Source organism: Rhizobium altiplani (genome assembly GCF_001542405.1).
Lineage (GTDB): Bacteria > Pseudomonadota > Alphaproteobacteria > Rhizobiales > Rhizobiaceae > Rhizobium > Rhizobium altiplani.
In genome coordinates, this window is record NZ_LNCD01000082.1 from 68,108 (window position 1) to 93,675 (window position 25,568).

Consider the following 25,568-nt stretch of genomic DNA (forward strand, 5'->3'; position numbering starts at 1 on the left):
TTACAGACACAATCCACGTGGAGAATGAAATGTCCGCCGTTCCAGAGAACGAGCTCCGGATTGCACCGCTTCCTGCTAAGGTGCAATCGATACAATGCCGCATTCAGCAAGACTCTCGCCGTGTGCCGCGCACTTTGCTGGTGTCCGCATTGCAACGACTAACATCGTGGCATCAGAAGCGAGAGAGCCGCAGGGTGTTGCGTGATCTGACGGACGCCGAACTGCTGGACATTGGCGTCACGCGCGCCGAGGCGAATAAGGAGGCCAGCAAGTCGTTCTTTTGGGACTGATCAGCCGCAAGCCTTGCCGCCGGAGGCCCAGCGGGTGACATCCTTGGCGATCCGCGGTCCGGTGGCGCCTTGCATCATCGGACCGAAGGCATCGAGCTTGGAGGGATTGCCCTCTGCCTGAACAACGAGCAATGGGCGGCTTTCGGGGCTTCCCTTGTGCACGACGAGAATGCGCGGACGACCGGAGAAGGAATTCAACTCCGGCGCCAACCTGTATGCGGCAAAGGCCGCGTCGCCCGACTTGAACCAGCAGGCGTTCGCACCGAGAGCAACGCGCTCCATGGTGGACAGCGCGCTGCGGTCAGGACCCTTCGCGGGCGTGTTCGATTGGCAGGACGCGACCAGCGCCGCCGTTGCGGCAATCGCGAGAACACGTGTCGTCGAAAGGCGAGGACGCATCAACTTGCTCCAATGGACCGGATGAATGGCCTCTTACGTGCCGAAGGTTAAGCTGCGATTACCTCGAGGGCGGATGCGAACAGACCGCGGCCGTCGGAACCGCCATGCGCTGCTTCGATGAGGTTTTCGGGATGCGGCATCATGCCGAGGACGTTGCCCTTATCGTTCATGACCGCGGCAATATCGTTGATCGAGCCGTTCGGGTTGGTGCCTTCCGCATAGCGGAATACGACCTGGCCGCTGCCTTCGATCTTTGCCAGGGTCTCGGCGTCGGCGAAGTAGTTGCCGTCGTGATGGGCGACTGGGCTGCGAATGATCTGACCCTTGGAATAGGCGCGGGTGAAATCGGTGTCGGCGTTGACGACTTCGAGCTTGATCTCGCGGCAGACGAATTTGAGCGAGGCATTGCGCATCAGCGCGCCAGGAAGCAGACCTGCCTCGAGCAGGATCTGGAACCCGTTACAAACGCCGAGAACCTTGACGCCCTTGTTTGCCTTTTCGATGATTGCCTGCATGACCGGCATGCGCGCTGCGATAGCGCCGCACCGGAGGTAGTCGCCATAGGAAAAGCCGCCGGGGATGACGATCAGGTCGACGTCCGGAATATCCGTCTCCGTTTGCCAGATGGTCACCGGCGCGTGACCGGAGATTTTCGTCAGTGCTGCGATCATGTCTCGATCGCGATTGAGACCCGGAAGTTGAACGACGGCTGATTTCATGAGTGCGGCTAAAACCTTGTTTGTGCTTCTGCAAGTTCTCTGAGTACGAGACGCTTTTCAATACGCTCCAGCCGGCCTTCGTGCCGACCGAGGACACCGTAAATACTGTGTATTTCCTGCTCCATCGTGGTCATCGTGTCGCGCATGCAATGCATTTCGCTTCGGATCTCGTCAAGCGACGCATCCAGCGTATCGATGTGCTCGTTCATCTTCGTCAACAACTCAAGCATGAGCTCTTGCGTCAATTCAGCCATCGAGTGCGCTCCACGACCAAGATTAGTCGACGAAAATATTATAGTTCTCGATCACCGTATTTGCGAGGAGTTTCTCACACATTGCCTTGAGATCGCTCTCCGCTTTCGCCTTGTCAGCGCCTTCGAGTTCGACGTCGAAAACCTTGCCCTGCCGGACATGGCCGACTCCATCGAAGCCGAGAGCACCGAGAGCGCCCTCGATCGCCTTGCCCTGCGGATCGAGAACGCCGTTCTTCAGCGTGACGGTTACACGAGCCTTGATCACTTTATCTTCCCTGTCTTGCTTTGCCTGATAGTCTTACTTTACGAGCACTGGGCCGGTGCCGCGCACAGGCTCGTTCTCGTTGATGATGCCGAGGCGGCGCGCAACTTCTGAGTAGGCTTCGAGAAGTCCACCCATGTCACGGCGGAAGCGGTCCTTGTCCATCTTTTCACGGGTATCGATATCCCAGAGACGGCAGGAGTCCGGCGAAATCTCATCGGCCAGGATGATGCGCATCATGTCGCCTTCGTACAGGCGACCGCATTCGATCTTGAAGTCGACAAGCTGGATGCCGACGCCGAGGAAAAGACCGGTCATGAAGTCGTTGACGCGAATGGCAAGCGCCATGATATCATCGAGTTCGGCGGGGTTCGCCCAGCCAAATGCCGTGATGTGCTCCTCGGAAACCATCGGATCGTCGAGCGCGTCGGACTTATAATAGAACTCGATGATCGAGCGTGGCAGCACCACGCCTTCCTCGATGCCAAGGCGCTTGGACAGCGAGCCGGCGGCAACGTTGCGTACAACGATCTCAAGCGGGATCATTTCGACTTCGCGGATCAACTGCTCGCGCATGTTGAGGCGACGAATAAAATGCGTCGGAATTCCGATCTTGTTCAGATGGCTGAAAATGTATTCCGAAATGCGGTTGTTCAGAACGCCCTTGCCATCGATGACTTCGTGCTTTTTCTTGTTGAAGGCGGTGGCATCGTCTTTGAAGAACTGGATCAGCGTGCCCGGTTCCGGGCCCTCATACAGAATCTTGGCCTTGCCCTCGTAAATACGGCGGCGACGGTTCATTGCAATTGTTCTCTATCGTTGGCGCTCTTGGGATAGCGCGAGTGGATCGATCTCGTGGCGTCCCCTTAAAGGAAAAGCGAGGGTTTCACAATCCGCCTGTCACTCCTTCCCCGGAATCCGGGATTGCCGGAGTGCCGCTAAGAGAATCGAAGACTTTCTGCGAAGCAGTTTACAGGTTTTTTGCGATCAACGGAATGTGAGCCGTCCGTCTCGGCGGAGTCATGCAGGCCTTTATCTTTGGCGGGAGCTGTTGATCGACTTGCGCAGGTCCTGTTGCAGGCCGCGGGCAGGGCCTTCCACGCCCCGCCAGGACGCAGCGCGTACAAAGGGCGCTATCTGCAGTGCGGGCATCGGGCGGGCCAGCGCGTAGCCCTGGAGCATGTCGCAACCGAGGTCGCAGAGGATTCGGACGTGGTCCATCGTCTCCACCCCCTCAGCCGTGACGAGAATGTTCAGCGAACGACCGATGTCGATGATCGAACGGACGAGCTTCCGCTGCTCTGCCGAGTGGGGCAGCATGCGGATCAGCTCGCGGTCGATTTTCAAGGTCTTCGGGCTCAGCTTCAAAAGGCTAACAATCGACGCGTGGCCCGTGCCGAAGTCATCGATCTCGATATCGATGCCGAGGCGGCGTAGCTGCCGGAGATTGGCGGTCACGGCATCATCGCAATCGTCCAGCGAGATCGATTCAAGCAGTTCGAAGGAGATCGTGCGAGGCTCGATCTTCAGTCCGCGAAGCTTCTTCGCAAGGTTCGGATCGGCGAGGCGACGAGACGAGACGTTGACTGCGATCTTCGGGATGCGAAGCCCTTCATCCTCCCATCGCTGGCGATCCGCCAGTGCCTGCTCGAGGATAAGACCGTCGATCGTCGAGACAACATCCAGATCTTCGGCAATCGCGAGGAAGCGATCGGGGGCCAGCAAACCGTGTTCGCGGTGCTGCCAACGCGCCAGCGTCTCGACGCCGGCAACCTCGAGCGTTCGCGCCTGGAACTGCAACTGGTAGAACGGAATAAACTCGCCGCGTTCCAGGCCCAGCAGGATTTCGTCGGCCAGTCGCTTGCTGGCGATGATGCGGCGGCGCTCATCGGTCGAGAAGAATTCGTGGCGATTGCGTCCGCCGCTCTTTGCACGGTAGAGCGCGATATCGGCATTTAGCAGAAGTTGCTTGGCATCCAGCGCCGGACCGTCCCCCGTGGCGATTCCTATACTTGCGCCGAAACGGCAATCATGGCCCTCGTAGCGAATAGGCTTGCAGAGCTCGCGGATGATGCGTTCGGCCAGATTAGAGATCTTCCTTGGTGTGACGTCGAGGGTACACAGGACCACGAACTCGTCGCCACCAATACGAGCGACGAAATCAGTGGAACGGACGTTCCTTTTCAGGACCTGCGCAACGTGCTTCAGCATCGCGTCGCCGGCACGGTGGCCGAGCGTATCGTTGATCTGCTTGAAGCGATCGAGATCGATATGGAGGATCGCGAGCGTCAGGCCGGTCCGGCGACATTCGGCGGAACGCTCGTCCAGCATGCGATCCAGGTATCGGCGATTGGGTAAGTTGGTGAGGTAATCATGCAGCGCCAGGTGCTCGATGTTTTCCTTGGCGCTTTCGAGCTCCCTATTGCGGGCTTCGGCGAGATCCTTGGCGCGCTGCAACTCGTTATTGAGCCGGACTTCGGCAGTGACATCCCAATTCGCACCGATCAGCTTGCGGCGTCCGTCGCTGTCGAGAAAAAATGCCGCCTTTGCGCGGATGACGCGCTCGATGCCGTCCTGCCGGATGATGCGGAATTCGTGCTCAAAATCGGTGTTGTCAGCGATGCTCTCGTTGATGGTCGCTAGCACACGTTCCCTGTCATTGGGATGCAGCGAAGCCTCCCAGGCATCGCCCGTGGTGGCTGGCGACGTCCCAGTAATGCCGTAGATCGCCAGAAGACGGTCGTCCCAATCGACAGTGCCATTCTCGATGTCGGCCTCGAAGACGCCGATATTGGAGATATCAAGCGCGAGATCGAGGCGTCGCGACACGTGCGCCAGCCGCTCCTCCGCCTCCTTGCGCTCGGTGATGTCGGTATCGGTGCCGACGAGGCGGGCAGGGGCGCCATTTTCGTCCCATTCGACACAAGCACCACGGCATTCGATCCAGATCCAGTGGCCGTCCCTGTGGCGCTCGCGATACACGAAAATCTGATAGTCCGGATCGCCTGCATTCTGACGATCGATCGCCCTTACGACGAATTCCCGATCATCGGGGTGGATGAGTTCAATCCAAGTGTCATAATCCCCGTCGGCATCCTCATCGGGCGCCATGCCACGCATGGTCTTCCAGGTATCGGAATAGTAACGCTTGCCAAGACGAAGATCGTGGTCCCAGACGCCGAGGCCGGACCCGACAAGAGCGTAGTTCCAGCGACTCTCGCGCTCCGAGAGTTCGGCGCTATTTATTGGGGGCGCGTGGTCGTCGAGCCCGGTCGCATGAAGCTTGGTCTTCGGTTTGCCCCGGTTGCCGGGTGTCGATCGTTTCAATCTGCGTACTCGCTCTCCTGGCGCGTGTATATTTTGGATGCATTGAATTAAACAGCCCTTAATGCCATAAAAATAATATCCACGTAAAAACAATTACTTGGTTGTGCGTTCCGCCCTGCGTAGCCTGAGGGGCGCAGACAAGGTTCGACAATGCCCATTCACTTGTGCAGTGGTGCCCTATATCGCCCCAATTGGCGGAGGGAATGCGATGTCTCCAGAATGGCCGATGTTCATACTGCAATGCATCGTTCTTGTGGGCCTGGCGGGCGTTCTCTTCATTCGCGGAGAGGGTGACTAGCCGATTGCTCAGCTAAAACCGCCCGAGCGTTCCCGTGCTGGGCGCGGCGATGCAATGCCCGACTGTGAATTGCGGTTCTGCCAAAGCGTCCGGTATTACGGCTTCAAACGGCCAAGGAATTGGGCAAACACCATTGTTCCTTCCGGCCAAGGCCCGTGGCCGGACTCGGTGTTGATATGGCCGGCCTCACCAGCGTCAATGAGGAGGGATCCCCAGCTTGCAGCGATGTCATCGGCGTGCTCGTAGCTGCCGAAGGGATCGTTGCGGCTGGCGATCGTGATTGTCGGGAAGGGAAGTGGATCCCGCGGGTACGGGCCGAATGTCATCAGGTGCTTCGGCCGTATTGCCGGATTGGCGACATCGGGCGGTGCAACGAAGAATGCCCCGGCTATCTTGTTGCGAAAATGGGGAATTGCATGGATCGCCGATGGAATGCCAAGCGAATGCGCAACCAGCACCACCGGTCGCGTGGCAGCGTTCACCTCCTCGGCGATCCGCTGAACCCAATCGTCGCGGACCGGCTTCGACCATTCTGCCTGTTCGACACGACGAGCCGTGCTGAGCTTGGCCTCCCAGCGGCTTTGCCAATGATCGGGGCCGGAATTCGTATAACCGGGAATGATGAGGATTTCGGCGTCTGAAGCTTTCATGATGGCGCGGATGTGAGAAAGCTTGACGGCGATGTCAAGGGAGGGTGGGACAAGGCCTCTGAAATTTGTTATGTTTTTGGCAGTGCCGGTTGCGTCTCGTATCGGCGTTGTCGCCGATCCTTTCGCTGCCGGCTATCTTGGCTGAGGAGGAGAAAGCCATGACGGCATTCCATGTTATGTCGGGTGCAAGCGATGTCTACACACGCCCGGTCGTCAACAAGATCAGCGTTTCGGATGTCTTTGATGCGCTACGGCGCGGCCTCGACGATTTTCGTGAAAAACCATCCCACTATGTATTTTTGTGCCTGATGTATCCGATTGCCGGCATTTTTCTCGCTGTCGCGACGTCAAGTGCTAACCTCCTGCCGATGATTTTTCCGCTGGTATCGGGCTTTGCACTGATCGGCCCTATCGCCGCGATCGGGCTCTATGAGATCAGTCGCAGGCGCGAAGCTGGCATGGATACCTCGTGGAGGCACGCGCTCGAGGTAACAGGATCGCCAGCGTTTCCATCGATCATTGCTGGCGGATTGTTGCTGTTTGGCTTCTTCGTCGTCTGGCTTGTCGCTGCGCAGACGCTCTATGCCAACGTGTTCGGCGACGTTTTCCCGCGATCGATCTCGCTCTTCCTCTCAGAGATCTTCGGCACGGCTGCAGGGTTGCAGTTGATCATTTGGGGACACGTGCTTGGTCTGGGCTTTGCTATTATCGTGTTGGCCACGACCGTCGTCACCTTCCCGTTGTTGCTGGATCGGGATGTCGGTCTCGTCTGCGCGATGGAGACATCGGTCAGAGCGACCGTCGCCAACCCGATCCCCGTCTTCTGCTGGGGGCTGATCATTGCCGTTTCTCTCATCGTCGGCACCATCCCGCTCTTTGTCGGGTTGGCGTTGGTGATGCCGATCCTGGGGCATGCCAGTTGGCACCTGTATAGGAAGCTTGTGGCACCGCCAGTGGTCTGACAGTCAGGGCGCCGGGAACTGCAACACCTCCCTGGGAGTTTCGCTGAGGCGAATACCGAGGGAGGTTATACATGGCAACGCCGCAGCATCTGTTTACCCGCTTTGCCAGCAGGACTTCTGAATGGGCAGGCAGGCCCGCCACGTTCGTGCTGGCGGTCGTACTCGTCGCGGTATGGGCAGGGACAGGCCCGGTCTTCGATTTCTCCGAGACTTGGCAACTGGTCATCAACACCGGAACGACCATCATTACCTTCCTGATGGTGTTCGTGCTTCAGAACGCGCAGACGCGGGATGCTCGGGCGGTGCAGGCCAAACTCAACGAAATCATACTCACCAGCCACGCGGAAAACCGCTTCATCGGCATCGAGCATCTTGACGACGAGGACCTCCAACATCTCGATCGCCTCGTTGCCAAGGCGGCGAAAGGCGTTCGCAATCAACGGTCGTCAAAAGCGTCCAACGGTCAAAATGGTGGAGGCGAGGCGAGCGCGTCGGCAAGGCTCAAGAAGACGAAGCGTAAAACGGCGCCCGTGAAGGCGCCGTCTCGGTAATCCAGCTTAGGCAGCGCCGAAGACGCGCCGGAAGATCGTATCAACGTGCTTGGTATGATAGCCAAGGTCGAATTTCTCGCGGATTTCCTCTTCGGAGAGCGCGGCACGGACCTCGGAGTCGGCAAGCAGCTCCTCCAGGAAATCCTTGCCCTGTTCCCACACCTTCATGGCGTTTCGCTGGACGAGCCGGTAGGCATCCTCGCGGGAAACGCCTGCCTGTGTCAGCGCCAGAAGCACGCGCTGCGAATGCACGAGGCCACGGAACTTGTCGAGGTTCTTCATCATGTTGTCGGGATAGACCACGAGCTTCTCGATGACGCCGGCCAAACGGTTGAGGGCAAAGTCGAGCGTGATCGTCGTGTCGGGCCCGATGCCGCGCTCGACGCTCGAATGGCTGATATCGCGCTCATGCCACAGGGCGACGTTCTCCATGGCGGGAACGACCGACATGCGCACCAGGCGCGCCAGACCGGTCAGGTTTTCAGTCAGGACCGGGTTACGCTTGTGCGGCATGGCCGAAGAGCCCTTCTGGCCGGGCGAGAAGTATTCCTCAGCTTCCAGGACTTCCGTGCGCTGCATATGGCGAATCTCGATCGCGACGTTTTCGATCGAAGAGGCAATGACGCCGAGGATGGCGAAGAACATCGCATGCCGGTCGCGCGGAATGACCTGCGTCGAAACCGGCTCCGGCACCAGGCCGAGCTTGGCGCAGACATGTTCCTCGACGCGCGGGTCGATATTGGCGAAAGTGCCGACAGCGCCGGAGACCGCACCGGTGGCGATTTCGGCACGCGCGGCCAGCAGGCGGGCGCGGTTGCGGCTCATCTCGGCGTAGAAGCGCGCGAGCGTCAGGCCCATCGTAGTCGGCTCGGCATGAATGCCGTGGCTGCGACCGATGCGGACGGTGTCCTTGTGTTCGAAGGCGCGTGCCTTGAGAGCGGCGAGCAGACGATCCATGTCGGCGAGCAGGATGTCGGCTGCGCGGACGAGTTGGATGTTGAATGTGGTGTCGAGAACGTCAGAAGACGTCATGCCCTGGTGGACGAAACGCGCATCGGGACCGACGATCTCTGAAAGGTGCGTCAGGAAGGCAATGACATCGTGCTTGGTGACGGCCTCGATTTCATCGATCCGCGCAACGTCGAACGTGGCGGCGCCGCCTCGTTCCCAGATCGTCTTCGCAGCCGATTTCGGGATGACACCCAGTTCGGCGAGCGCATCGCAGGCGTGAGCCTCGATCTCGAACCAGATGCGGAATTTGGTTTCGGGCGACCAGATGGCGACCATCTCTGGCCGGGAATAGCGCGGGATCATGGCTTCCTGCTTTCGTTCATAAGGAAATGCTGGCGCCCCTGTATCAAAGACAGGCGGCAATCTCAACGCATGCGTTTAGCAAGCGCAACACTAGTGCCGAAAAGGCAGAGAAGGCCGAGCGGAAGAAACAGGCGAATTCCAAGGACGGCGAACTGATAGACTGCACTGGCACCGGTGAAGACGAATTGAAACACCCACGTCAGGGATCCAAAAGAAGCGTGCCACGCCGAGTAGAAGACCCGGTAGTCCATGGCGAATAGAAAGGCGGTCATCAGGATCGTCCCGGCAGCAAGTGTCAGGAAGAAGGCTGCAAAACGCGTCTCCGGCGAGCGTCGGTGCGCAAGGAATCGACCCAATGGCAACATGAATGGCCAAGCCAGCAATCCGCCTGTGAAATAGAGTAGCGCGAGGTCGCGGAGATGTGCCGTCTCCATTCCGTTTCTGAAACAGAGCGCGGCCATCGCGGACGCGAGCATCTGCGTGCCCCAGAGCACTGCGCCTGCGAATAGATCGGGGAGAGGCGGGCGCGCCGCCTTGAGCCGCTCGGAGATCAAGGACGGCCTGCTTTCATCACGACTTGGACTGACCTTCGGCGGCACTGCGCAAGGCGCTGATGGCCGCCTTGTAGGCCTCGACCGAGCCGCCCTTGAAGATCGCCGAACCTGCGACGAGAACATTGGCGCCAGCTTTGCCGACGATCGGCGCCGTTTCGACTGTTACTCCACCATCGACTTCGAGATCGATCGGCCTATCACCGATGAGTGACCGCGCGGCGGCAATCTTGTCCGCCATCGCGGGAATGAATTTCTGTCCGCCAAATCCGGGGTTTACCGACATGATAAGGATGAGGTCGACGTCGTCGAGGACATTTTCTAGTGCCGAAAGCGGCGTGGCCGGATTGAGGGTGACGCCGGCCTTTTTGCCCAGGCTGCGCACAGTTTGAAGCGACCGGTGGAGATGCGGCCCGGCTTCTGCATGGACGGTAATGCGGTCGCAGCCCGCCTTGGCGAAGGCCTCCAGGTAAGGATCGGCAGGTGCAATCATCAGATGGCAATCAAAAACGGCGTCCGTATAGGAACGCAGCGATTTGATCACATCAGGGCCGAAGGAAATGTTTGGGACGAAGTGACCGTCCATGACGTCGAGGTGAATCCAATCGGCTCCAGCCGCGGTCACGTCACGGACTTCCTGGCCCAGTTTGGCAAAATCGGCGGCAAGGATGGATGGCGCGATGCGAATGGGCGTGGTCATTGACGTCTCTCCGTAAAACTCGTGCAGCGGCGGCAAAGCCTATTCGATCGGAGCGCTTGGCAGTACGAACGAACCGGCGTGCCATAGCAGCAGGCGGTAGGGGTTATCGGCCAATTCATGGCCGGCGTTGAAAGCAATCTTTCCGATAATCGTCTCGAAGGAGGTGCCACCGATATGCTGCGCGATCGGCCTATCATCAGCGCCGGCATCCTGGACAGCCTTCGTCGCGATTTCCACAGCTGCATAAGCAGGCAGTACATAGCCCTCCGGCTCGACGCCGCCGGCGCGTAACGCATCGACAACCGACTTCGCTTCCGGCCGCGCCGCATAGTCCGGCAGGGCAACGGCGTAAACGCCATCGGCAAGCGCGAGCGGTTGGTTGGCAGCCCGCATGGCGTCGCCACCGAGGATATCGAGTTGAATCTTTTCCGCCGTTGCGTCACGTGCGATCACTGCAACGTCGCTGCGATCCCCGCCGACAAATACCTTTGTCGCCCCGGCCTTCTTCAGGCGGCGTACAAGAGCAACCTGCTGCTCCTGGCCCGGTCGATAGGTGTCGGTGAATACCGGCTTGAGGCCTTTTTCCTCGAGCGCGTTTCGGATCGCTTCCGTAAGCTCCCGGCCATGGATAGTGCCGTCTTCGACCAGTGCGATCGGCGAGGCCGCCCACTCCCGTACGATCACCTCGATAATCTTCTCCGCTTCCGCGCCATCGGCCGGCGCCATTCGATAGAGCGGCCAGGCATTTTTTAGCGCGTCTTCCATGAGGATGCGTGAGCGCACCGAGATGGTAATCGCCGGGATATTGGCATCCTTCAGCTTTGGCAGTGCGCCCTCGAGCGTCTCGCTGCAGAGAAAGCCTACGGCTACCTGGACCTTGGCATTGATCAACGCGTCAGCGATCGCCGCGCCGCTGTTTTCCTCGCAAGTCTCCGCGACCGTGACGATCGTGTTGCCATCCTGCTGGATCCTGGCAGTGGCACCGGCAATGATCTGGGCTCCGATTGGCGCGAGGTTGCCAGTCTGTGGCGCAACAACGCCAATCGTGAGGCCGGCGGCATGGCATTCTCCGGCCGCAAGGAGCAGGATCGGCAGAAGTGCTAGGCCACGCAAAGTATTCATAAAAGCCGCAGGTCCGTGTCGTTTGTCCTGCTCTTTTATCCGTCCGGCATCGATCGTCAAAGAAAAACGCACGGTTGGGAAGCTTTTCGCCTGGCTTTTGTAGAAAAGGTAACCGATCACCTTCATATTATAGAAAACAGCAAAACCGGTAACGCCGGATGGAGAATGCCTTTGTTGAACAAGCAACCGATCGACCCGCGCCTCTACCGGGATGCGATGAGCCGCTTTGGCGGCCATGTGCAGCTCGTAACGACGGCGATCGGCGAGGAGCGCCGAGGCGTGACGATCACTGCCGCTTGCTCGGTATCCGATAGCCCTGCGACCGTACTGGTATGCCTGAACAACAGTAATCCGAAGAACGACATCTTCTTTCGGAGCGGCATCTTTGCATTGAATACCTTGGCCGCGCATCATCAAGCGCTTGCGGATGCTTTTTCGGGGCGCGCGCTGCTCACCAACGACGAACGCTTCGCGACGGGTGTGTTCGACAAGCTGGTAACGGGCGCGCCTATCCTTCGCGACGCGCTTGCCTCCTTCGATTGCCGCGTGAGCGAAATCAAGGAAATGTCGACGCACCACATCATTTTCGGCGAGGTCGTGGCAGTCAGGTACAACGAGGCGAAGCCTGCGCTTGTCTATATGAACCGGGATTACCACACGCTATAACTCCTGAAAAGGGAGGAGACATGCCGGATCAAACTCATCCGCCGCTGCCATCGTCGATCGATGAGACGATCGCGATGCTGGGCGATCAGGATTATCTCGCGGGGCGGGCGCTTGGAACAGTGCTTTTCCTGGCCCTGAAGATGAAGCGTCCTCTCTTTCTGGAAGGCGAGGCGGGTGTCGGCAAGACCGAGATCGCAAAGGTGCTCTCGAAAGCTCTCGGCCGGCCGCTGATCCGCCTGCAATGCTACGAAGGACTGGATATCGCTTCGGCTGTCTACGAATGGAACTATCCGGCACAGATGCTCGAAATCCGCCTGGCCGAAGCGTCGGGGCTGGCCGACAGGAACAGGATAGAGTCGGACATCTTCTCCGAACGATACCTCATCCGCCGGCCGGTGTTGCAGGCTCTGTCGAGCGCAGATGGGCGGGCGCCCGTCTTCCTCATCGACGAGCTCGACCGCACCGATGAAGCGTTCGAGGCCTTTCTGTTGGAGGTTCTCTCTGATTTTCAGGTGACGATCCCCGAGCTCGGCACTATCCGTGCAGCCGAGCCACCGATCGTCATTATAACCACGAACCGGACGCGTGAGGTTCACGACGCGCTGAAGCGGCGTTGCCTATACCATTGGGTCGATTATCCCGATGCCGCGCAGGAGCTGGAGATTATTCGCCGCAAGGTGCCGGGCTGTAATGCGGCTCTGTCCGCGCAGATCGTCGCCTATGTACAGAAGCTTCGGGCACTGGATCTTTTCAAGAACCCGGGCGTAGCCGAGACGATTGATTGGGCGACAGCGCTGACCGAACTCGATCGCCTGGCGCTCGATCCGGAAACGATTTCCGATACGATCGGAACACTGCTGAAATACCAGGACGACATCGCGCGTATCCAGGGTAGCGACGGTGCGAAAGTCCTGGAGGATATCAGGGGCGAGCTGCAGGCGGCAGGATAACGGATGGAACCGACAAGCCGACAGGATGGGATTGTCTTTCCGCCTCTTCCGGTCGGTGACGGTCGTTTTGCCGATAATATCGTCTTCTTTGCCAGGGTACTGCGGAAGGCCGGCATGAAGATCGGGCCGGCCGCGATCGTTGATGCGATCGAGGCGGTCGAGACGATCGGTATCGGGTCGCGTGAGGAATTTCACGCCGCGCTCTCATCCGTCTTCGTCAAACGGCACGAAGACAAGCCGGTCTTCGACGAGGCGTTTCGCCTTTTTTGGCGCTCGCGGGACCTTGTCGAGAAGATGATCGCAATGCTGTCGCCAAGGGCGTCGGAAACCCTCCAGAAGGAGAAGGCAAAGCCCGGCGAAAGCCGCGCCGCGGACGCCTTGCTCGGCGACCGAAGGGACAACAAGCCGCCGCGCGACGAGCCTGATATCGAGATCGATGCGCGCTTTACGATGTCGGGCAACGAAGTCTTCCGGCGGATGGACTTCGCCCAAATGTCTGCGTTGGAGATTGCCGCGGCCAAGAAGGCACTTGCGAAACTGCAGCTGCCTCTGGACAAGGTGCGGACCCGGCGCTTCCGCCCATCGCATGCTCACGCGCATGTGGATGCGCGCGCGACGATGCGGGCTGCATTGCGCAGCGGGGCCGGCCTCATTCTTCCGCGATACCGCGAGATCCGCGAGGTTCAGCCACCCTTGGTCGTTCTCGCCGATATCTCCGGCTCGATGAGCCAGTACACGCGCATCTTTCTGCACTTTCTCCATGTGCTAACGGAGAAGCGCCGGAGGGTTCATACCTTCCTGTTCGGAACGCGCCTCACGAATGTCACTCGCCAGATGCGGCACAAGGATCCCGACGAAGCGATGGATGAATGCGCGGCAGCGGTAAGGGATTGGTCCGGTGGGACGCGGATCGGTGAGACGCTGAGGGAGTTCAATCGCCTGTGGGCTCGCCGTGTGCTGGGGCAGGGCGCGGTCGTGCTGTTGATCACCGACGGGCTGGAGCGCGAGGGAACGGATCTGCTCGCGGCAGAAATGGACAGGTTGCATCGCTCGTGTCGGCGACTGATCTGGCTCAATCCGCTGCTGCGCTTCGACGGCTTCGAGCCGCGCGCGCGTGGCGTGCGCGCAATGCTGCCGTATGTTGACGAATTCCGACCGGTACACAATCTATCATCCTTGAGCGACCTCGCGGAAGCACTCGGCGCAACGCGATCGACGGAATGTGACCCGCGCCGGTACCTCGAAAGATTGAAAGGCATCGCATGACAGGTACATCTTTTGACCTTGATCCGTTAATGACGGCGGAAGCCTGGAGAAAAAGCGGGCGAGACGTGGCGATTGCCACGGTCATCGAGACGTGGGGATCGTCGCCACGACCGGCCGGAAGCCATCTCGTGATCGACCGAGACGGCAATTTCGAAGGCTCCGTATCGGGGGGCTGCGTCGAGGGCGCCGTTATCGCCGAGGCGCTTGATGTGATCGCCGACGGTAAGGGGAAGATGCTCGAGTTTGGTGTTGCGGATGAAACGGCGTGGCGCGTCGGCCTTTCTTGCGGCGGCCGGATTCGTGTCTATGTCGAAAGGCTCAGTTGATGGATGCGGCAAATCTTGCGCGGCTGAATGACGCGCGCCGGGCGCGCCGCGCCGCCATGCTGCTGACTGATCTCGAAAAGGGAGGAGATGCCGTTGTCCTTGAGGGGGAGCCAGTGGAACCCTCCTTGCGAGCGGATATCGAGGCTGCCTTTCGCTCAGGGAAATCGACGGCAATCGAGGTCGATGGGCGTCGATACTTTCTTAACGTGCATCTGCCGCCGGCCCATATCGTGATTATCGGCGCCGTTCACATCAGTCAGGTCCTGGCGCAGATGGCATCGCTTGCTGGCTTCGATGTGCGAATCATCGATCCGCGCACGGCTTTCGCCACGCCGGAACGGTTCCTCGGGACCGATCTGACGGCGGATTGGCCGGTGGATGTCCTCAAGGATCGTCCGCTGGACGCCTATACGGCGCTCGTCGCCGTGACGCATGACCCGAAGATCGACGACTATCCCATTACCGAGGCGTTGCGGACCGGCTGTTTCTATGTCGGAGCGCTCGGCAGCCGGAAGACGCATGCGACTCGGCTAGAACGGTTGCGCGCAGACGGTGCGGACGAGGCCGCGCTTGCCAAAATCAGCGCGCCGATCGGGCTTAATATCGGTGCGTCGAGCCCAGCCGAAATCGCGGTCGCCATTCTCGCGGAGATCGTCCAAACGCTGCGGACGCGGACCTTATCTCCGGTTGGTGACAGCAAATGAAGTTCGGATCATTCTCCATCGAGGCAGCCGAGGGCGTGGTCCTCGCCCATGCCGTGAAGCTTGCCGGCGGCAGCCTGTCCAAAGGACACAGGATCGGTGCCGGCGACATCGAAAGGCTGCGCGGTGAGGCTATAGGGCAGGTCATTGCTGCACTAATGGAGGAGGGCGACGTCGGGGAGGACGAGGCGGCGAGACGACTTGCGCAGGCAATCGCGCCCGACCATTTGCGCCTCTCTGAGGCTTCCACGGGACGCGTGAACGTCTATTCGACTGTTGACGGCCTGTTCGTCGCAAGCCGCAGCGCCGTCGACCGGCTGAACAGCATCGACCCTGCTATCACGCTTGCCTGTCTCAACGATCATGTGCCCGTTCGCAATGGCGACATGGTTGCGACATTCAAGATCATCCCGCTCGCCGTGTCCGGCGCCAAACTCGACCTTGCGTGCGAGGTGCTGCGGTCGACATCCGCCTTCGAGGTGAAGCCCTTTGCCGGCCGCTCGGTCTCGTTGATCGCGACGGAACTGCCGTCGCTGAAGCCATCGGTCATGGACAAGACGGCACGCGTGCTTTCCCGGCGGCTCGTCGCATCAGGCAGTCATCTCGTGAGGGAGACGCGGGTTGCTCATCACGTCGAACCGGTAGCGCAGGCGCTTCTCGACGCATTGCGGCTACCCGACAGCGCCCCGAAGTTGGTCATCCTTTTCGGCGCGTCCGCCGTGATCGACGCGGAGGATGTGATTCCCGAAGCCATAAGAAGGGCCGGCGGCGAAGTCGTGCAGGTTGGCATGCCTGTCGATCCAGGGAACCTGCTTGTCCTCGGTCGGATCGGTGATATTCCCGTCATCGGCGCACCGGGATGTGCACGCAGCCCGAAGGAGAATGGCTTCGATTGGGTACTCGACCGCATTCTGGCTGGCGAACAGCCGAGCGCAGTCGACATCAGCGGCATGGGTGTGGGAGGTCTTCTGATGGAAATCCAGGCGCGGCCCAGCCTACGCGAAGCCGAGGCGCGCACTAGCCCCGCCGGCAAGCTTGTTACAGTCATTCTTGCCGCAGGCCAGGCCAGACGGATGGGAGAGGGCGGCCCGCACAAGCTGCTGGCGGAGTTTGGCGGTGTGCCGCTTATCCGGCGATCGGTGATGACCGCCATCGGCAGCCGCTCGGCGTCGGTAATCGTCGTGACGGGACATCGTAAAAGCGAGATTGAATCAGCACTGTCCGGACTTGACGTGACAATTGCTCACAATCCGGATTACGCGTCGGGCATGGCTTCGTCGCTCGCAACGGGATTCTCGGTCGAGCACGCCCGTGACGCGGATGGAATTCTCGTTATGCTTGCCGATATGCCGGGTGTGTCCAGTGATGATCTCGATAAGCTAATGGCAGCTTTCCGGCAATCTGGCGGCCAGTCGATCACCCGCGCGGTGTCGCGCGGCAAGCGTGGCAATCCCGTGATATTGCCTAAATCTCTATTTGATGCAGTGCTGCGGCTGGAGGGTGATGTCGGGGCGCGGTACATCATCGAAACATCGGGCGTGCCTGTCGTGGACATCGATATTGGCGATGCGGCGCATCTGGATGTGGATACGCCGGAAGCGGTCATTGGCGCAGGAGGGGTTTTAAAGGGCTAAGGGATGGACACGGCGGCAATTGAAGAAATGTTTCAGGGGCTTGGACCCGTCACCATCAGGCGCATGTTCGGCGGCAAGGGCATCTACCATATGGGGCGGATTGTTGCTGTCGAAGTGCGCGGCGAGATGCTGTTGAAGGCCGACGAGCAAAGCGCATCGGAATTCGAGGCGGCGGGAGCGTCGCAATGGGCCTATGAAGGCAAGAAGGGAAGCCCGGTGAAGATGCCGTATTGGTCCATCCCCGACGATGCCTATGACGACCCCGATGTCATGGCGCGATGGGTTCGGCTTGCCTACGAAGCGGCTGTCCGAGCGGAATGAACCTTAGAGGAGTTCGCCCGACTTGAGCTTTTCGATTGCGGCCGCCGCAAATGCGGAAAGCGGCTGCGGGAGATCGGCGCGGCTGAACCAACCGAAGTCCGACAGCTTATCCGGCTCCGTGAGCTGCGGTTCTCCATCGCACTCGGACGCTACATAGAGCAAGGAAATCCAGTGCTGGGCATCCGCGTCGCTGATCAGTTCCGTGGCGCCGAGAAGGTTGACGCGGCCGATCGATAGGCCGGTTTCTTCTTCCGCCTCGCGTCGAGCCGCCTGCTCGGACGGCTCCATATGATCGACCTTGCCGCCCACAATGCTCCAGTGGCCGGCTTCAGGAGCGCGCATGCGCCTGTAGAGCAGGATCTTGCGGTCGCGCAAAATCACCAGGCCAACGCCAAGGCCCGGGAAATCGATGCCAGGCGTGCCCATATTCGTCAGATCTTGGCGTTGGCCGTGATTAGCATGAAGGCGGGAATTTCATCACCGAAGCCAACCGGCGTCGGACCGTCGTCGTGGTCGCGATAGCGGCGGCGGTCGCGATTGTCGTCGTTTGCCGGGTAAGGACGAGCGGCGCGCGAGCTCTGATGCGGCTTGTTTTGTTCTGCTTTGCGCTCTTGCTTCACGCTTTCGACCTTTGCTGGTGCTGCTGTTTCCATCGTCTCGACGTCATTATCTGCGACGGCGATTTCAGATTTATGACCTCGACGGCTCTTGCCGCGGCCGGTGTCCTTGTCCCGGCCCTTGCGACGCGAGCGATCGTCGTCGCGGCTGGGTTCGGGCGGAGGCAAGGCGGAGAGGTCGCCGTTCAACCACTCGACCTTCTCGCCGATCAACTTTTCGATCGCGTCGGCATGTTTCTGGTCGTGGCGGGTGACGATGGTGAATGCAGCGCCGGAACGGCCTGCGCGGCCGGTACGGCCGATACGATGCACATAATCCTCGGAATGGATCGGAACATCGAAGTTGAAGACATGGCTGACGTCGGGAATATCGAGACCGCGAGCGGCGACATCGGAAGCCACGAGAAGCTGGAGATTACCGTCCTTGAAGTTCTGCAGCATGGCCATGCGCGAACGCTGATCCATGTCGCCGTGCAAAGCGCCGGCGGAAAAGCCGTGGCGGTCGAGCGAACGGAAGAGATCGGACACGTCCTTCTTGCGGTTGCAGAAGATGATTGCGTTCTTTAGATCGGTTTGAGCCTTGATAAGATCGCGCAGAACAGCACGCTTCTCATAATCCTTGCCATGCGAGGCAACGAAGCGCTGCGTTACCGTCTTTGCGGTGGATGCCGGCTTGGCAACTTCGATCCGCTCCGGATTCTGCAGGAAGCGATCCGCAAGCTTCTGGATCTCGGGCGGCATGGTTGCCGAGAAGAAAAGCGTCTGACGGGTGAACGGGATAAGCTTTGCGATGCGCTCGATATCCGGGATGAAGCCCATGTCGAGCATGCGGTCGGCTTCGTCGATGACGAAGATTTCGACAGCACTCATCAGGAGCTTGCCGCGTTCGAAATGGTCGAGCAGGCGGCCCGGCGTGCAGATCAGAACATCCGCGCCACGCTCGAGCTTGCGATCCTGATCTTCAAACGAAACGCCGCCGATCAGCAACGCGACATTCAAGCGGTGGTTCTTGCCGTACTTTTCGAAGTTCTCCGCAACCTGGGCGGCTAGTTCGCGGGTCGGCTCGAGGATCAGAGTCCGGGGCATGCGGGCACGGGCACGGCCCTTTTCCAGCAGCGACAGCATCGGCAGAACGAAAGACGCAGTCTTGCCCGTTCCCGTCTGCGCAATCCCGCAAATATCGCGGCGCTCAAGCGCAAAGGGGATGGCACCAGCCTGAATTGGGGTTGGCGTCGTGTAACCCGCGTCGGTCACGGCGGAAAGCACTTTTTGGCTCAAGCCAAGATCAGCAAATGTCGTCAAAGGGAAAACTGTTTCCGTTCCGGTTCGGCCGTACTCTGGTTGAGTCGGCGTGATTGCGTGGCGCAATGCAGCGCGACATAAGCCGAAACTGTCCTTAAGTCAAGGAATACAGGCCTTGCAGCCAGTGCAGAGGTAAAGACGTGGTTAGCGCGCGTAGTTACTGTATGTAACTCGCAAGCTTCAAGCCCGCATTCATGAAGTAAATGGGATCAATGGCACGACCATCCTGACGGACTTCATAGTGTAAATGCGTACCGGTGGACCGGCCGGTGCTGCCGGCAAGGCCAATCACGTCCGTGCGGTCGACTTTGTCGCCAATTTTCACGAGAATTTCCGACATGTGGCCGTAACGCGTGGAAATGCCCTTGCCGTGATCCACCTCGACCATGTTGCCGTAGCCGCCAGTCCAGCCGGCCGCTATGACCTTGCCGGGTGCCGTCGGGCGAACCTTTTCGCCAGGCGCAAAACGGAAATCGATGCCCGAGTGGAGTGCGAGGCGGCCGAGGAACGGATCACGCCGGTTCCCAAACGAGCTGGTGATCTCCTTGCCGGCGGCCGGATTCTGGAATGGCAGCGATTCGGCCATGCTCCGTACAGTCTCCAGGCGGGTGAGGGCATCGTCCAACTGCGCAAGCGACGTATCGAAATCATCGTTCCTCTCAGGCTCTACGTAAGGGCCGCCGACTGCGGTGTCATCCTGCTTCAAGCGCTCGGCCGGGACCGAAATCCTGAACCGCGTCAAGACCTTCGATATGGCATTGGCGGCGCCGCCGGCATCGCTCGTCAGTTGCGCGATGCGGGTGCGTTGCTTCTGCTCAATATCCTTCAGAGACAGCGTTACCTTGGAAAAAACCCGGTCAGCTCGGTCGCCGACGGTTTCCTTTGCCGGCACATCAGCCAGCGTCGCGTTATCAGGCGTCGCCTCAGCAGGTTCTACAGCGCCGGCAAGCTGATTCTCGATAGCCTGAACTGCGCCGGAGAGCGAGGCATGCTTCTCGTTTGCGTCGGGCGCGTAGGACTGGAGTGGTGTTGCCGCCTTGTTTCCGAGCCCGGAACTTTCGGCCCGGTCAAGAAGGGAGCCCAACTTGCCGTGGCGTGAGGTGAGCGCCAGTTGTTGCTCCATCAATTTGTCGACCTTGTCTTCGACGACCTGCTGATCGAGCAACTGGCGGGAGGTAACGCGATCGACCTGAGCTCGCAGAGCGGCGATCCGGTCCTCATAGTCGTGCTGCATGCGCGCCTGTCTGGCCATTGCCGCGCCGATCAGGTCGTCACGCAGCACGAGATAGGATGTGGCCAACAGATAGCCGATCGCAAAGACCCCGACAAAACATAAGACAAGCGCCGCCATCCACGGCTTGACGGTGAGGTGACGGACCCGGTCACCGCTCGCAAGGATCAGGATATGCTCTTGTTTTCGCTGACCGAATACGCGGCTATGCTGTGCATGCGTCACGGAGAATCTCCCGATCGAAGGCTGATGCCTCAATTGCCGCAATTACGCACGATTATGGTTAATATTTACTTAGGTCAGTATGGCTGTCGTGATCGGATCAGGCGTTGCTCGTCGATGTCAGCGATCGGTAGAAGGATGGCGTCAGTCCTGCTTCGGCCCGGGCGATGTCGTTGAAGGGAGGCTTCAACGGTCCGCGGAAATTGGCGCGTACCAACTCGTGGAATGTCCGTGCCGGATCCCGCTTTTCTCTGACGCAAAGGAAGCGGAACCATTTGGCGCCTATCGCAACGTGACCTTTCTCGTCGTTGTAGATGACATCGAGCACGGCAGCGCTCTCCAAATCCCCGGTTTCGCGCATCTTGGCCTGCAGCGACGGTGTGACGTCCAACCCGCGAGCCTCGAGAATAAGCGGGACAACGGCGAGGCGCGCCGTCAGGTCATTCCTCGTCGCGTGCGCGGCCTGCCAAAGGCCGTCATGGGCGGGGAGGTCACCGTAGTCGGCGTCGAGGTCATTCAGGCGGGCGCGCACCATGCGGAAATGTTTCGCTTCTTCGAAGGCAACCTGCATCCACCCGTCGAAGAAGGAGTTCGGGACGGGTTCGGTCGCGAATCGCGCAACGATATCAAGCGCCAGATCGACGGCGTTGAGTTCGATGTGGGCGATGGCATGCAGCAGCGCGATGCGCCCCTTGACGGTATGCAAGGACCGCCTCTCCACCTGCGTCGGCGGTATCAACTCCGGCTTATCCGGACGGCCCGGCCTCTCAGGCAGCGGCGCGTCAAGTGGCGAACGCAGGGACAGTGTGCGAGCAAACCAACGCGTCGCAGTTTCCTGGGCGAGCGTCGTCTTCTTATCGAGATCAGTTGCTCGGATAGCGTCGATCGCTCCGCCGCGCAGGGACGTGATGCTGGAGCGAGAGGTCATCGCGACAGGTTCTGCACGGCGGCAAGAACGATTTCTGCGTGGCCGGGCACCTTCACCTTCTGCCAGATCGTTCCGATGGTCCCATCCTCACGAATGAGGAAGGTTGTGCGCTCCACGCCCATGAAATTGCGTCCATACATGCTCTTTTGTTTCCACACGCCGTAGGCCGCCAGCGTCGTCTTCTCTTCATCGGACGCCAGGACAACCGAAAGACTATGTTTCTTGATGAAGCGATCATGGCATTTTGCGGAATCGGGAGACATGCCGATGACGGCAGCACCGGCCTTTTCGAACTGGTCTGCAAGCGCCGTGAAAGCCAACGATTCGGCCGTGCATCCTGTCGTGTCGTCCTTGGGATAGAAGAACAACACCAGCGGCTTACCACGGAAATCGGCAAGCGCGACGCGGCCTCCGCCATCGCGCGGGAGATTGAAGTCAGGCGCCGTCGTGCCGATGCTGACATCCGTCATGGAGAGACCTTTCTTTTGCCGAGTTTATGGATAACAGGTGATTTGCCAGATATATATTGGACGGGCAGTCGTCCAGCCAGTCTGGTCCAAACCGCAAATTAGGGAGTTAGGCGAGACGCATGTCGGCGATCCGCGGCGAGAAAATTACATTCCGCAAGAAAGACATCGTCGCACTGCATGAGCTCCCTTCGGCGCAGGCCGAAGATCCCATGATCGTCAGTTGCCCGCCGTCGCGTTCGCGCATGCGCAAGACCGCCGGCGCCACGGGTGGCTGCATCGCCGTTATTCTCTTCGTGCTCGCTGCAATTGTCTTCACGGTAGAAAGCGGCATATTCGACGGGCCGCTGACGCGGCAGGCGCAGGCTGCACTCAATTCGGCCATCGGGCCTCGCTATAGGGCGGAGGTCGGCTCCACTGCTATCCGCTTTACCTCGAACCTGCGCCTTGCGCTCGAAGCGCGCAACGTCAACATGATTGACGAGAAGAGCGGCCAGCACCTGTCGACCACACATGCGATGCGTATGGCGCTCGACCCGCTACAACTCTTTCGCGGTCGGATTGCGATTGCGCAGATCGAGGCGGAAGATATAGCACTCGACACAGCGCTGCTGCCGTCTGGAAAGCCGCTCAAGCTCGATGACGTTCGCATCGACGAGATTCCGGCGGCGATGGAAGCTGCGTTCGCTCAACTCGACATGATCGACAGTTTCGTCGAGCGGGGTGGGACGCGCTCAGTGAAACTCTCGGGCATAGATATCAAGCTGGCCGATACGGCGAATGGTCCACTGTCGATCGTCATCAATAGCCTGGACTTCACAAGGACACGCCAAGGCGCGCTGGCGCTGGATGGTGAGGTCGCGATCAACGGCAAGGCAGCGACGCTCAGCGTCATCACCGAAAGAACCGGCGAACGTACCTCGAAGTTGACGGGACAACTGGCGGGCGTCGACCTGGGACCGTTCACACTCAAGCGGAATGTCCAGGGTCAAATCCGGCAGGGCATCGACGGCTCTGGTGATGTGACGATCTCGGCAGTTCGCACCGGCGATCAAGCCGAGCCGGCGCTCGGCGCCTCAGTCGACCTGGAGCCTGGGCAGTTCTATATGGATGGCGACCAGCAGGAGTTGAGCGGAGGGCGCATCAACCTCGCCTACGACTTTGACAAGCAGAAGCTTGAGATCGCGAAATCGCGTGTTCAGTTCGGCGCGACATCCGTACCGCTTACCGGCGCTCTTATCGATCTGGACAAGATCGATGCCGCTGCAGGAAAGGGCTTCGGGATAGATCTGCTGGTCAGTGGCGGCACCGCGGCCCCCACCGCGTCAGGCGAGCAACCGCTCGCCTTCGATATCCAGGCGACCGGTCGCTACCTCGTTACAGACCGCGAACTCGAATTCCCGAACATGCGGGTTTCGAGTCCTGCTGGCGGTCTTTTTGGCTCGCTGCATGTTCGTCTGGGCGACGTGTCGCCGGAGATCAGCTTTGCCGGGCAGTCACAGCAGTTGCAGACAACGGCCGTCAAGCAATTGTGGCCATTCTGGATGGCGTCGAAGGGCCGCGAATGGGTTCAGCGCAACCTCTTCGGGGGCACCGTCACCGACGCATCGATCTCCGTCTTCATTCCGTTCGGACGCCTTGACGAGGCGGTCGGCAAAGGGCTGAAACTCGACAAGAACCAGATCCGGATTGCTTTCGACATCGCAGATACCCGAATGAACGTGGCCGGCGACATCCCGCCAATCCGCGATATGAATGCCCACTTTGATCTGAGCGGTCCGCGGGCGACAATCTCGATCAAGAGCGGGACGGCATTCTTTCCGTCCGGACGATCGGTGAACGTCGGCGAGGGCACGTTTGTCCTGCCATCGACCTACGACAAGCCGCTCATGGCCGAACTCAATCTTCCCATTTCCGGCGCGGCTGACGCGGTCGGCGAATTGCTCACCTATAAGCCGATCCAGGTGTTACAGCGCGCGGGCTTCGTGCCCGAGGACCTGAGGGGCAAGGTGTCGGCGAAAGTGCAGGCTCGCATCGGGCTGATCTCGTCGCAGAATCCTCCTCCTGCTGAATGGAAAGCGGTCCTGCAGCTACAGGATCTCGATGTCGCCAAACCGTTTTCGGGCCGCAAGATCACTGGTCTCGACGGCGTGTTGAACGCGGATCCAAAGCAGGTCAGCCTCGACGGAAAAGGGCTGATCGATGGCATTCCCGCCGGGATCAAGCTTGTCGAGCCGACGGACAAGTCGTCCAATGTCCAGCCGCAGCAGACCATTACTGCCACCTTGAACAATGATCAGCGGGAAAAGGTGCTGCCCGGTCTCAACGACATCGTCGATGGTAGCGTCGACGTGGAACTCAATCGCATCGATCAGGACCGACAGGCGGTCACTGTCGACCTTGGAAGGGCGCGGCTGTCTCTCCCATGGATCGGCTGGTCCAAGGGCGGGGGGATCGGCGCGACGGCCACATTCGAGGCCTCCGGCCCTGCAGACAACACCGAGTTGAAGAACTTCGTCCTCAAGGGGGACGGATTCGGGGCAAATGGCTCGCTTGTTATCGGCAAGGGCAATCTCGTGAAGGCGGATTTCGACAGTGTCAAACTGTCGTCGCTGGACGACTTCTCCGTTTCTGTGAAGCGCGGCAAGGGAGGGTTTGATGTCTCCGTGTCAGGCGAGAGTGCAGATGCACGTCCGATCATCGCGAGATTGAAGTCCAGCAGCGGCGGTGACTCCGACCACAGCGGCAGCATATCCGTTCGAGCCAAGCTCGGCCGCGTCGTCGGTTTCAACGACGAGAAGTTGCGCAATGCCGAGATGACCTATGTGTCGTCAGGCGGGAGGCTGCAGACACTGAATTTCACCGGCGTCACCGACAGCGGCGAGGCGTTCGTAGCCCAGACGAAGGGAAATGGCGTTATCAATGTCACGAGCGGCGATGCCGGCTCTGTTTCGCGCTTCGCCGACCTCTATCAGCACATGATGGGCGGCTTGCTCAATATGCAGATCCGCCTAGGGGCTGGCGACAATTGGGATGGCTCCATCGACATCAGGCGCTTCTCGCTTGTCAACGAACAGCGCTTGCACTCGATCGTTTCGACGCCGGTCGGCGAGGAGCAACGAAGCCTGAATTCAGCGGTAAAACGGAACATCGATACATCGGCGCAGCGTTTCCAGCGCGGCTTTGCGCGCATTGTTTCTCAGAACGGCGTCGTCAGTATCGAGAACGGCGTGGTGCGTGGTGACCAGGTCGGCGCGGTGTTTCAGGGAATGGTTCGTGACCAGCGCGGGAGGATGGACATGACGGGTACCTTCATGCCTGCATATGGCCTCAACCGGCTGTTTGCCGAATTGCCGTTGATCGGCATCATCCTTGGGAACGGCACGGATCGCGGCCTGATCGGCATTACCTTCAAGCTCACAGGAAAGTTGGAATCGCCGGATCTGATCATCAATCCGTTGTCGATCATCGCGCCGGGCGTTTTCCGCAACATCTTCGAATTCCAGTAGGCACAAAAAAGCCGGCGCGAGGCCGGCTT

The 25,568-nt window shown here is 59.7% G+C and carries 27 protein-coding genes; 11 read left to right on the plus strand and 16 right to left on the minus strand.

What is annotated here, in order from left to right:
- Positions 1-29: 29 nt before the first annotated feature.
- A complete protein-coding gene (locus AS026_RS17895; protein ID WP_062370822.1) occupies positions 30-290 on the plus strand; it encodes a DUF1127 domain-containing protein in 261 nt (86 codons plus the stop codon).
- On the opposite strand, the gene AS026_RS17900 is transcribed toward AS026_RS17895, so the two are convergent.
- The 7 genes from AS026_RS17900 to AS026_RS17930 all read right to left on the minus strand — a co-directional run bounded on the left by AS026_RS17900 (position 291) and on the right by AS026_RS17930 (position 6,199).
- A complete protein-coding gene (locus tag AS026_RS17900; protein ID WP_025661193.1) occupies positions 291-689 on the minus strand; it encodes a hypothetical protein in 399 nt (132 codons plus the stop codon).
- Positions 690-736: 47 nt separating this feature from the next.
- Entirely contained in the window at positions 737-1,408 is a 672-nt protein-coding gene (gene purQ / locus AS026_RS17905) for a phosphoribosylformylglycinamidine synthase subunit PurQ (protein WP_018854879.1), read from the minus strand.
- Between the two features lie 8 nt (positions 1,409-1,416).
- Positions 1,417-1,662 (minus strand): hypothetical protein, encoded by a 246-nt coding sequence (locus AS026_RS17910; protein ID WP_025661192.1) that lies wholly within the window; start codon positions 1,660-1,662, stop codon positions 1,417-1,419.
- Between the two features lie 22 nt (positions 1,663-1,684).
- Complete coding sequence (purS, locus tag AS026_RS17915) at positions 1,685-1,927, minus strand: phosphoribosylformylglycinamidine synthase subunit PurS (RefSeq protein WP_025661191.1); 243 nt, start codon at positions 1,925-1,927, stop codon at positions 1,685-1,687.
- Between the two features lie 33 nt (positions 1,928-1,960).
- The gene (gene purC, locus AS026_RS17920; protein WP_007532892.1) at positions 1,961-2,725 is read right to left on the minus strand and encodes a phosphoribosylaminoimidazolesuccinocarboxamide synthase; all 765 of its coding nucleotides are present in this window, start codon (positions 2,723-2,725) and stop codon (positions 1,961-1,963) included.
- A 231-nt stretch (positions 2,726-2,956) separates the two neighbouring features.
- Positions 2,957-5,170, minus strand: coding sequence for a putative bifunctional diguanylate cyclase/phosphodiesterase (locus AS026_RS17925; RefSeq protein WP_245307541.1), 2,214 nt, complete (start codon positions 5,168-5,170; stop codon positions 2,957-2,959).
- Positions 5,171-5,644: 474 nt separating this feature from the next.
- Complete coding sequence (locus tag AS026_RS17930; protein WP_018854883.1) at positions 5,645-6,199, minus strand: RBBP9/YdeN family alpha/beta hydrolase; 555 nt, start codon at positions 6,197-6,199, stop codon at positions 5,645-5,647.
- Positions 6,200-6,357: 158 nt separating this feature from the next.
- Here AS026_RS17930 and AS026_RS17935 point away from each other — a divergent pair, with 158 nt between their 5' ends.
- Both AS026_RS17935 and AS026_RS17940 read left to right on the plus strand, forming a co-directional pair.
- Entirely contained in the window at positions 6,358-7,161 is an 804-nt protein-coding gene (locus AS026_RS17935; RefSeq protein ID WP_018854884.1) for a DUF2189 domain-containing protein, read from the plus strand.
- Positions 7,162-7,232: 71 nt separating this feature from the next.
- Positions 7,233-7,712: a low affinity iron permease family protein gene (locus tag AS026_RS17940; RefSeq protein WP_025661189.1), complete on the plus strand. Its 480-nt coding sequence runs from the start codon at positions 7,233-7,235 to the stop codon at positions 7,710-7,712.
- Between the two features lie 6 nt (positions 7,713-7,718).
- On the opposite strand, the gene purB is transcribed toward AS026_RS17940, so the two are convergent.
- The 4 genes from purB to AS026_RS17960 form a co-directional block, all read right to left on the minus strand.
- The gene (gene purB, locus AS026_RS17945; RefSeq protein ID WP_062370826.1) at positions 7,719-9,026 is read right to left on the minus strand and encodes an adenylosuccinate lyase; all 1,308 of its coding nucleotides are present in this window, start codon (positions 9,024-9,026) and stop codon (positions 7,719-7,721) included.
- Between the two features lie 62 nt (positions 9,027-9,088).
- Positions 9,089-9,580 (minus strand): hypothetical protein, encoded by a 492-nt coding sequence (locus AS026_RS17950; RefSeq protein WP_018854887.1) that lies wholly within the window; start codon positions 9,578-9,580, stop codon positions 9,089-9,091.
- 16 nt (positions 9,581-9,596) lie between these two features.
- Complete coding sequence (gene rpe / locus AS026_RS17955; RefSeq protein ID WP_025661187.1) at positions 9,597-10,277, minus strand: ribulose-phosphate 3-epimerase; 681 nt, start codon at positions 10,275-10,277, stop codon at positions 9,597-9,599.
- A gap of 39 nt (positions 10,278-10,316) precedes the next feature.
- The gene (locus AS026_RS17960) at positions 10,317-11,399 is read right to left on the minus strand and encodes a branched-chain amino acid ABC transporter substrate-binding protein (RefSeq protein WP_062371011.1); all 1,083 of its coding nucleotides are present in this window, start codon (positions 11,397-11,399) and stop codon (positions 10,317-10,319) included.
- A 171-nt stretch (positions 11,400-11,570) separates the two neighbouring features.
- On the opposite strand from AS026_RS17960, the gene AS026_RS17965 reads away from it, so the two are divergent.
- Genes AS026_RS17965 through AS026_RS17995 form a run of 7 tightly spaced genes read left to right on the plus strand, consistent with a single transcriptional unit; the run spans position 11,571 to position 17,263 of the window.
- Positions 11,571-12,065: a flavin reductase gene (locus AS026_RS17965; RefSeq protein ID WP_018854890.1), complete on the plus strand. Its 495-nt coding sequence runs from the start codon at positions 11,571-11,573 to the stop codon at positions 12,063-12,065.
- A gap of 20 nt (positions 12,066-12,085) precedes the next feature.
- Entirely contained in the window at positions 12,086-13,015 is a 930-nt protein-coding gene (locus tag AS026_RS17970) for an AAA family ATPase (protein ID WP_025661185.1), read from the plus strand.
- A gap of 3 nt (positions 13,016-13,018) precedes the next feature.
- The gene (locus AS026_RS17975) at positions 13,019-14,281 is read left to right on the plus strand and encodes a vWA domain-containing protein (protein ID WP_062370828.1); all 1,263 of its coding nucleotides are present in this window, start codon (positions 13,019-13,021) and stop codon (positions 14,279-14,281) included.
- Positions 14,278-14,607, plus strand: a complete 330-nt coding sequence (locus AS026_RS17980; protein ID WP_062370830.1) for an XdhC family protein — start codon at positions 14,278-14,280, stop codon at positions 14,605-14,607. The genes AS026_RS17975 and AS026_RS17980 overlap by 4 nt, the downstream gene beginning before the upstream one ends.
- On the plus strand, positions 14,607-15,311 hold the full coding sequence (locus tag AS026_RS17985; RefSeq protein ID WP_062370832.1) for an XdhC family protein: 705 nt from the start codon (positions 14,607-14,609) through the stop codon (positions 15,309-15,311). The genes AS026_RS17980 and AS026_RS17985 overlap by 1 nt, the downstream gene beginning before the upstream one ends.
- Positions 15,308-16,942: an NTP transferase domain-containing protein gene (locus AS026_RS17990; RefSeq protein ID WP_062370834.1), complete on the plus strand. Its 1,635-nt coding sequence runs from the start codon at positions 15,308-15,310 to the stop codon at positions 16,940-16,942. Before AS026_RS17985 ends, AS026_RS17990 begins: the two co-directional genes overlap by 4 nt.
- Positions 16,943-16,945: 3 nt before the next feature.
- Entirely contained in the window at positions 16,946-17,263 is a 318-nt protein-coding gene (locus tag AS026_RS17995) for a TfoX/Sxy family protein (protein ID WP_018854896.1), read from the plus strand.
- 3 nt (positions 17,264-17,266) lie between these two features.
- Here AS026_RS17995 and AS026_RS18000 read toward each other — a convergent pair whose 3' ends face one another.
- The 5 genes from AS026_RS18000 to AS026_RS18020 all read right to left on the minus strand — a co-directional run bounded on the left by AS026_RS18000 (position 17,267) and on the right by AS026_RS18020 (position 22,033).
- Positions 17,267-17,689, minus strand: a complete 423-nt coding sequence (locus tag AS026_RS18000) for an NUDIX domain-containing protein (protein WP_025661180.1) — start codon at positions 17,687-17,689, stop codon at positions 17,267-17,269.
- Between the two features lie 5 nt (positions 17,690-17,694).
- Positions 17,695-19,182 (minus strand): DEAD/DEAH box helicase, encoded by a 1,488-nt coding sequence (locus AS026_RS18005; RefSeq protein WP_062370836.1) that lies wholly within the window; start codon positions 19,180-19,182, stop codon positions 17,695-17,697.
- A 157-nt stretch (positions 19,183-19,339) separates the two neighbouring features.
- Complete coding sequence (locus AS026_RS18010; RefSeq protein WP_062370838.1) at positions 19,340-20,638, minus strand: M23 family metallopeptidase; 1,299 nt, start codon at positions 20,636-20,638, stop codon at positions 19,340-19,342.
- A 97-nt stretch (positions 20,639-20,735) separates the two neighbouring features.
- The gene (locus tag AS026_RS18015; RefSeq protein ID WP_025661178.1) at positions 20,736-21,563 is read right to left on the minus strand and encodes a ferritin-like domain-containing protein; all 828 of its coding nucleotides are present in this window, start codon (positions 21,561-21,563) and stop codon (positions 20,736-20,738) included.
- Positions 21,560-22,033, minus strand: coding sequence for a peroxiredoxin (locus AS026_RS18020; protein WP_018854901.1), 474 nt, complete (start codon positions 22,031-22,033; stop codon positions 21,560-21,562). Before AS026_RS18020 ends, AS026_RS18015 begins: the two co-directional genes overlap by 4 nt.
- A gap of 119 nt (positions 22,034-22,152) precedes the next feature.
- On the opposite strand from AS026_RS18020, the gene AS026_RS18025 reads away from it, so the two are divergent.
- Positions 22,153-25,539, plus strand: coding sequence for a YhdP family protein (locus AS026_RS18025; protein WP_062370839.1), 3,387 nt, complete (start codon positions 22,153-22,155; stop codon positions 25,537-25,539).
- The last annotated feature ends 29 nt before the right edge of the window (positions 25,540-25,568 follow it).

Bases quoted from the DNA above. Each gene is read 5' to 3' on its own strand.
- AS026_RS18015 (WP_025661178.1), bottom strand. From the start codon at position 21,563: ATGACCTCTCGCTCCAGCATCACGTCCCTGCGCGGCGGAGCGATCGAC.
- AS026_RS17980 (WP_062370830.1), top strand. From the start codon at position 14,278: ATGACAGGTACATCTTTTGACCTTGATCCGTTAATGACGGCGGAAGCC.
- purC (WP_007532892.1), bottom strand. From the start codon at position 2,725: ATGAACCGTCGCCGCCGTATTTACGAGGGCAAGGCCAAGATTCTGTAT.
- AS026_RS17990 (WP_062370834.1), top strand. From the start codon at position 15,308: ATGAAGTTCGGATCATTCTCCATCGAGGCAGCCGAGGGCGTGGTCCTC.
- AS026_RS17970 (WP_025661185.1), top strand. From the start codon at position 12,086: ATGCCGGATCAAACTCATCCGCCGCTGCCATCGTCGATCGATGAGACG.
- AS026_RS17985 (WP_062370832.1), top strand. From the start codon at position 14,607: ATGGATGCGGCAAATCTTGCGCGGCTGAATGACGCGCGCCGGGCGCGC.
- rpe (WP_025661187.1), bottom strand. From the start codon at position 10,277: ATGACCACGCCCATTCGCATCGCGCCATCCATCCTTGCCGCCGATTTT.
- AS026_RS17910 (WP_025661192.1), bottom strand. From the start codon at position 1,662: ATGGCTGAATTGACGCAAGAGCTCATGCTTGAGTTGTTGACGAAGATG.
- AS026_RS18025 (WP_062370839.1), top strand. From the start codon at position 22,153: ATGTCGGCGATCCGCGGCGAGAAAATTACATTCCGCAAGAAAGACATC.
- AS026_RS17975 (WP_062370828.1), top strand. From the start codon at position 13,019: ATGGAACCGACAAGCCGACAGGATGGGATTGTCTTTCCGCCTCTTCCG.
- purB (WP_062370826.1), bottom strand. From the start codon at position 9,026: ATGATCCCGCGCTATTCCCGGCCAGAGATGGTCGCCATCTGGTCGCCC.
- purQ (WP_018854879.1), bottom strand. From the start codon at position 1,408: ATGAAATCAGCCGTCGTTCAACTTCCGGGTCTCAATCGCGATCGAGAC.
- AS026_RS17995 (WP_018854896.1), top strand. From the start codon at position 16,946: ATGGACACGGCGGCAATTGAAGAAATGTTTCAGGGGCTTGGACCCGTC.
- AS026_RS18020 (WP_018854901.1), bottom strand. From the start codon at position 22,033: ATGACGGATGTCAGCATCGGCACGACGGCGCCTGACTTCAATCTCCCG.
- AS026_RS17900 (WP_025661193.1), bottom strand. From the start codon at position 689: ATGCGTCCTCGCCTTTCGACGACACGTGTTCTCGCGATTGCCGCAACG.
- AS026_RS17895 (WP_062370822.1), top strand. From the start codon at position 30: ATGTCCGCCGTTCCAGAGAACGAGCTCCGGATTGCACCGCTTCCTGCT.
- AS026_RS17940 (WP_025661189.1), top strand. From the start codon at position 7,233: ATGGCAACGCCGCAGCATCTGTTTACCCGCTTTGCCAGCAGGACTTCT.
- AS026_RS17930 (WP_018854883.1), bottom strand. From the start codon at position 6,199: ATGAAAGCTTCAGACGCCGAAATCCTCATCATTCCCGGTTATACGAAT.
- AS026_RS17960 (WP_062371011.1), bottom strand. From the start codon at position 11,399: ATGAATACTTTGCGTGGCCTAGCACTTCTGCCGATCCTGCTCCTTGCG.
- AS026_RS18000 (WP_025661180.1), bottom strand. From the start codon at position 17,689: ATGGGCACGCCTGGCATCGATTTCCCGGGCCTTGGCGTTGGCCTGGTG.
- AS026_RS17935 (WP_018854884.1), top strand. From the start codon at position 6,358: ATGACGGCATTCCATGTTATGTCGGGTGCAAGCGATGTCTACACACGC.